Genomic DNA, 6,255 nt, shown 5'->3' on the forward strand with positions numbered 1-6,255 from the left:
ATAAAAATGAACTGGTATTACATAGCTTTGCTTTGTAAAAACAGTTCATTTATAATTAAGTATATTTCCTTCCAGTTGTAAACTCTTATTATATTTTCATTTAAAGGCTTTCTATTATAATTAGTATCGAGGAGCAACACCTTAAAACCTTCATTTGATAATTGAAGCGCATTATTATAATTATCTTCAATAAAAATGCTGCAGTTTAGCTCTTTTGCTTTATCAACTTTATAATGGCTACCTAAGAGAAATAATTCATCATAGTTAATTTTGTTATTTTTTAAATATAAATGTGTTACCATTGAAAGGCTTGTATCTCTCGCTGTAACGAAATAAATATTATGAATTAAATTTAGCCTTTTTATAACACTCTCTACATCCTCCCTAAGCTTTTGCTCGGAGTGAATCTTAAACTTATATTTTTCGTAGAATTCTAAAAATACCTTTTCCTCTACACCAATAACTTCATGTATATCATATTCTGTTACCTGCTCCTCTGTTAAGCTCATATTAAAATATTTATTTGTAAATTCAAGCCAAAAATATGGTTCTGTTATAGTTCCATCAATATCAATGCAAATATTTAAGTTTTTCATTATTTCTTCACCTCACTTATAGCATAAGTATAATTCATAAAGGTTAAGAAATTATTATGAGTATGTTATAACTTGGTAAAAAGTTTATTAAAATAAGTTTATCTGTTCATTATAACTATTCAGGGATTTTATAGACTTCATTTCTCTAGTTGCTATTTTTTCGTCTCCCTTTAAACAATCTACTAATATAGGTGCTTTAGAATTATGTTTTAAACAATTATCTTCAACTGTTTTATAGTTAAAATTTGCATAACAATATAAACAATGATGTTTACAGGTATTATACTGACCTATATCTACGCTCTTGACACATCCACAAACTTCCCTTTGCGTATCATCTTTTTTTACTTCTATAGGCAAATTAAGTATTCTAGAAATTATTTTATCATCAATGCACTTGCCTTTTTTCATCCCATATTTAGATAAATCTATGCCTTCAGAACAAGTTTCAATATCTATTTTATATTTTGCTGCTATGGTAGCTAAGTTTCTTGCTAAATCCGTCATATCATTTTCACTGATTGAATTTATATTTAACTCTTTTGTATTTCTTTTCGTTTTTTTATACAAATCTAAGAAACTTATTATGCACTTTTCTGTATGTCCACTTAACTGCATACAAAATTTTTCAAACCATTGATAATGATACTCTTTAGTATAAAAATCATTTAGTAGTATAGGATCATATCTCCATATAACTTTTTCTTTTCCAATCTTATCAGAAAGTCTCCTAAAAGTATCTACAATATCTTTTTTCATTCTAGCTCCAGGCTCCACGTCACCTCTATAGGAGGTTATGGTAAATTGAAAATAATATTTAAAATCTTCTATTTCATCCAACCTATTTAACATAGGTTCTGCATCTTTAGTCCAAAATACAAAGCAATCTACTGTTTTAGGTGTAAGTTCTATTTTGCTTACTTGCTTTGGATTAAAGGGGTTTACTACATATACAAAACCCTCTTTTATTCTATTAAAAAACCACTCACTATAGAAGGCTGGTATATCCGTTCTTCTGCTTACACTTACTATCATTTTTACCTCCACATAGAAATATATTTCTACCTAAGTACGGTTTCTTATATCATAATAATAAGATTTAATCCATGAATAAGTTTTCTTATTATTTTCACACCATTCAATAAATGTAATCTCTACATTTTCATTTTTATACTTAAACCAATTTTAATAGCATCAACAATTATAGGTAATATTATCTTCTCTACTATCGGCTGCTGAAAATCCTTAATATTTCCTTTTTCAAATCTTTCATTACAAAATTTATCTCTCCCAAGTTAACTTCAATTTTTACTAGGATTTCTAAAATGCCTGTTAGTACTTTAACTATTTTTAACTATTATTAATAATGTAATAGATTTCGTTATCTGTCCAAATATTATCCTCCAATATAAATTGTTTTCTTATACATTCAAACTCAAATCCTGCTGATAACACAATCTGTTTTGAAATATCATTGTCAAGGTTGATATGTGCTTCCAACCTATGAAAGTTCAAGTCATTAAATCCAATGTCAACTAGAGCCTTTATGGCTTCCTTAGCATATCCTTGTCTCCAAAACTGATTATGTATAGTGTAACCAACTCTTGCATACTGAAAATCTTCTCGCATGTGTGTTGTGATGTCACAATATCCAACTGATGCTTCATCCTTAATACGTAAAATATTTAACATATAGCTATAATCTTTATTTGCCAACGCTTCACGTTCCTTTAATTTGTTTCTGTACCATTCTTCTGTCATAAAATCTGTTTTGAACCATCCCTCATCATATTGAGATTGAGATTCCTTTTGCTCTTGGAATCCTCTCAACCACGCCGAGTAATCCGTTAACTTTAAGGGTCTAATTTCAATGTTTTGTATTTTTTTACAAATATCACTATATCTAATCAATATATATTCTCCTTTTCTAAAATAGTTACAGGTATAGCTTGGCTATCCTCAAAAGCCAAACTGATGGGGAATTTTTGTTATGTGGTGTTTTAATCCATTTCCTTTTTTCTACTGTAAATATTTTTATAATGCCTATTCTCTCTTTATTCCATGAATGAAATAGTGCCAACTGCTTGTGTCATTAAATATATCTTCTATATGTCTAATCTTGATTAATTCAAAATCTTTAAATAAATTCCTAACACCATCTAAGTCCGTATAAAAATGTGGAACATTTAATTCTGGTTCTTCGGTTCTAAGAATAGTGTTTTCATCAATCCTTGGATAAGGCTTGTTAGTGAATGCTGAGCCATGTTTTGAACATAATGTGGCAAAAAATTCTCCATTAGTTTTTAATACTCTATTAATCTCGCTTATAATTATTTTAATTCCTCTAGTATCTGTATGAGATATTGTATGATAAGCCAATAAACAATCAAACATATTTGCATCAAAAGGCAGATTGTGAATATCTCCTACTGTTGTTTTTATATCTAATCCTAGTTCACTAGCCTTGTTATCTAGTACTTCTATTCCGTATTGTGATAAGTCAATGCTATATGTATCAAATCCATTTTCAGCAAATAAAATTGAATGCCTCCCAAGTCCACATCCTAAATCTAGAAAACTGTTTAAATTCTTCTTTTTCCACCTGTTCACATAATAATAAACATCCCCACTGGGCTCATTCCAAGAGCTATCTGTTACTACTGACCAATTCCATTCTTTTGATTTAACCATTATCATCCACCTCAATAAATATATATATTTTTTAAATATAAAATAACCAATATCCAAAGATTGTCCCCTAAGGAATATTATATTAAATATTACATGAATACGGAACAAAAAGTTTGATGCTAAAGGAATTGAAGAATATTAATAATTCTCTTTAAATAAAAAAGAGCCCACTAGGGGCAAGATCAAGTCAACTTACTAGAATAGTATTTCTAGATGAGTATAATATTATGTAACACTCCGATTATTGATAAATATAATAATATTGAACCCAATAATCCTTATTCCCTTACAATTTTGCTTATCATGAGATTCACCTCTTATAAAGCGGAAAACCCTAGGTTAGTATTAAGTTAACCTAGGGTTTAATTGCATTCATTTTTTATTTATCTGTTTAAAAGCAATCATACGGTTTGGTTTAGAAGAACATTGCGGCTCAACTTCAAATGTGCATTTCAGATAATTTGGTAAAGTATAATTCAGGTATCTGTTCAAGTGTTGCCTTGGCATATTCCAGTTCACCTTTTGTGTAATATGCATAAGATAAAAATCTTAAAGCATTGTATTTGATTGTATCATCTGTTGTTTCAGCAACAAGTTTTCCTGCAATAGCTATAACTTCTTCAGGGTTTTCCTTATAGTTGATTGTATACAGATAATTATTAAGTAACATCTCGTTGTTAGGATAGTCCTTCAAACCCTCTAATAATATTTCTTTTTCTTTCCTAAAATCATCATTCCATCTACATTCGTATGTTTCATTACAAATTGATTTTATTTTTTCATTTATTTCTTTTAAATCATAGTCAAAAAGTTCATCAATGGAGATGCCCAAAATTGTCGCTATTTTTGGTACTAATGTTATATCTGGCAAGGCTATGTTATTCTCCCATTTACTTATAGATTGAAATGAAATACCAAGATGCTCGCCCAACTGTTCTTGGGTCAAATTGCGTTTTTTGCGAAGCGACTTTATTTTATTCCCAATAGCTAACTTCATATATATTCTCCTCTTATATCAATTAAACAGCGCTGTTTCTATTATTATACCGATAATATCATTTAAAAACTATAACCGCTCATGATAAGGATATTCAACCATAAGTTGAATATCCATTAAAATACTAGATTATTCAGTAATTTTGGCAAGTAATTTCCCACAATTAGGATTAGTTTCTCTTTAACATCTTCCCATCTAGATTTTGCCATAGGCTCACCTCCTTAATTTTATGTATTAAAAAAGAGCCCTGTTATGATATGCTCCCCTTGTAGTAGACAGTTTAAGTAATAAAAACTGTTTACCACAGAGGGGAGCGTATTTTTTATGGGAAGAAAAGATAAAATATCACCTGAATTAAAAATACAGGCAGTAATAGAGTATATGAATGGCGATGGCTCGTTTCAGTCAATTGCTCGTAAATATGGTGTAAGTCGTACACCTTTTCGTAAATGGGTTGCTAAATATAAGGCTCAAGGTGAAACGGCATTTATTAACAATGAGAGAAATAACTCATATTCTTCTGCGTTTAAAGAAATGGTTGTTCAATCCTACTTAAGTGGAGAAGGTTCACTCCAAGATATTGCCGTAAAATACAAAATTCCAGGTCAAGATACTGTCAGGCAATGGGTTATGAAGTATAATGGTCATGAGGAGTTAAAGGCTTCTGGAACAGGAGGAACTATCATGACCAAAGGACGCAAAACAACTTACAATGAAAGAATTGAAATAGTTAAATACTGTATTGAGAACAATAGCAATTACGCAGAGACAGCGCAGAAATATAAGGTATCATATCAGCAAGTTTATGCATGGACAACAAAATATGAGAAAGATGGCATAGAAGCGCTTCTGGACAGAAGGGGTAAAAGAAAGCCTGAGGGTGAAATGTCTGAACTTGAGAAGTTAAGAGCGCAGAACAAGCTTCTTGAAGCTGAGAATAAAAGGCAACAGATGGAGATAGATTTCTTAAAAAAACTCAAGGAAATAGAAAGGGGGCGGTTCTGAGCCTGGTTAAACAGGAGACAGTATACATGGCTATTAAGATGCTTTCAAAACAAAGCCACTATCCTGTTTCGGTTTTGTGTGAGATTGCTAAAATCAACAGATCAGCTTACTATAAATGGCTTCATAGGAAGAAAAGCCAGAATGAACTTCAAAACGAAAATCTCCTTATTCTTATTAAGGAAGCTTATGAGGAGAAAGACGGTATACTTGGTTACAGGCAGATAACTATAAAACTTCGTCGTGAACATAACCTTAAGGTAAACTATAAACGCATATATCGTCTTATGAAAATAGTTGGGCTGAAATCAGTATGTAGGAAAAAGAAATATAACTACCTAAAATCAACTCCTGAAGTTACAGCTGAAAATGTACTAAACCGAGATTTTAAGGCAGAAAATATCTTTGAGAAATGGCTCACGGATATAACAGAATTCAAGTATGGTGATGGAAAAAAAGCATACTTAAGTGCAATCCTTGACCTTGGGGATAGAAGCATAGTATCTTATGTCATTGGTCATTCAAACAATAATGCTCTTGTGTTTGAAACCTTTGACTTAGCAGTTGCAGCCTATCCTAATGTAAAACCCATCTTTCATAGCGATCGTGGATTCCAATATACCAGCAAAATATTTAAGTCAAAGCTAGATAAGGCTGGAATGATACAAAGTATGTCAAGGGTATCTCGCTGCATAGATAATGGCCCTATGGAGGGATTCTGGGGAATTTTAAAATCTGAGATGTACTACTTGCATAAGTTTAATGACTATGAGAGTTTGAAGAAAGCTATTGAAGCATACATAGACTACTATAATAATAAGCGTTACCAGAAGCGCTTAAACTGTATGACACCGCTGGAATACCGTAGGTATCTTCTTGGTATCTCATCATAAAAAAGTACCAACCTTCTTGGTTGGCACTTTACTATTTTTTCTTTTTTTCACTGTCTACTTGACAGGGAGCAGTTCA

Annotated in this window: 7 protein-coding genes; 2 read left to right on the top strand and 5 right to left on the bottom strand. The window is 31.1% G+C overall.

Annotated elements, in window-relative coordinates; translation table 11 throughout:
• Nucleotides 1-17: 17 nt before the first annotated feature.
• The 5 genes from BN2665_RS17545 to BN2665_RS17565 all read right to left on the bottom strand — a co-directional run bounded on the left by BN2665_RS17545 (nt 18) and on the right by BN2665_RS17565 (nt 4,284).
• Entirely contained in the window at nt 18-596 is a 579-nt protein-coding gene (locus BN2665_RS17545; protein ID WP_055668369.1) for a 5' nucleotidase, NT5C type, read from the bottom strand.
• 87 nt (nt 597-683) lie between these two features.
• Nucleotides 684-1,631: a DUF1848 domain-containing protein gene (locus BN2665_RS17550; RefSeq protein WP_055668370.1), complete on the bottom strand. Its 948-nt coding sequence runs from the start codon at nt 1,629-1,631 to the stop codon at nt 684-686.
• 315 nt (nt 1,632-1,946) lie between these two features.
• Complete coding sequence (locus tag BN2665_RS17555; protein WP_195892712.1) at nt 1,947-2,507, bottom strand: GNAT family N-acetyltransferase; 561 nt, start codon at nt 2,505-2,507, stop codon at nt 1,947-1,949.
• 132 nt (nt 2,508-2,639) lie between these two features.
• On the bottom strand, nt 2,640-3,287 hold the full coding sequence (locus tag BN2665_RS17560) for a class I SAM-dependent methyltransferase (RefSeq protein WP_055668371.1): 648 nt from the start codon (nt 3,285-3,287) through the stop codon (nt 2,640-2,642).
• A 439-nt stretch (nt 3,288-3,726) separates the two neighbouring features.
• The gene (locus BN2665_RS17565) at nt 3,727-4,284 is read right to left on the bottom strand and encodes a helix-turn-helix domain-containing protein (RefSeq protein WP_055668372.1); all 558 of its coding nucleotides are present in this window, start codon (nt 4,282-4,284) and stop codon (nt 3,727-3,729) included.
• A 324-nt stretch (nt 4,285-4,608) separates the two neighbouring features.
• Here BN2665_RS17565 and BN2665_RS17570 point away from each other — a divergent pair, with 324 nt between their 5' ends.
• Together BN2665_RS17570 and BN2665_RS17575 are read left to right on the top strand one after the other, a co-directional pair.
• Nucleotides 4,609-5,289, top strand: coding sequence for a helix-turn-helix domain-containing protein (locus BN2665_RS17570; protein ID WP_055665086.1), 681 nt, complete (start codon nt 4,609-4,611; stop codon nt 5,287-5,289).
• A gap of 2 nt (nt 5,290-5,291) precedes the next feature.
• On the top strand, nt 5,292-6,179 hold the full coding sequence (locus tag BN2665_RS17575; protein ID WP_242865871.1) for an IS3 family transposase: 888 nt from the start codon (nt 5,292-5,294) through the stop codon (nt 6,177-6,179).
• The last annotated feature ends 76 nt before the right edge of the window (nt 6,180-6,255 follow it).

It is taken from the genome of Desnuesiella massiliensis (assembly GCF_001403615.1).
In the GTDB taxonomy this organism is placed as follows: Bacteria; Bacillota; Clostridia; order Clostridiales; family Clostridiaceae; genus Desnuesiella; species Desnuesiella massiliensis.

Excerpts from the sequence above, each read along its gene's own strand:
- BN2665_RS17565 (WP_055668372.1), bottom strand. The coding sequence starts at position 4,284 with ATGAAGTTAGCTATTGGGAATAAAATAAAGTCGCTTCGCAAAAAACGC.
- BN2665_RS17560 (WP_055668371.1), bottom strand. The coding sequence starts at position 3,287 with ATGGTTAAATCAAAAGAATGGAATTGGTCAGTAGTAACAGATAGCTCT.
- BN2665_RS17545 (WP_055668369.1), bottom strand. The coding sequence starts at position 596 with ATGAAAAACTTAAATATTTGCATTGATATTGATGGAACTATAACAGAA.
- BN2665_RS17570 (WP_055665086.1), top strand. The coding sequence starts at position 4,609 with ATGGGAAGAAAAGATAAAATATCACCTGAATTAAAAATACAGGCAGTA.
- BN2665_RS17550 (WP_055668370.1), bottom strand. The coding sequence starts at position 1,631 with ATGATAGTAAGTGTAAGCAGAAGAACGGATATACCAGCCTTCTATAGT.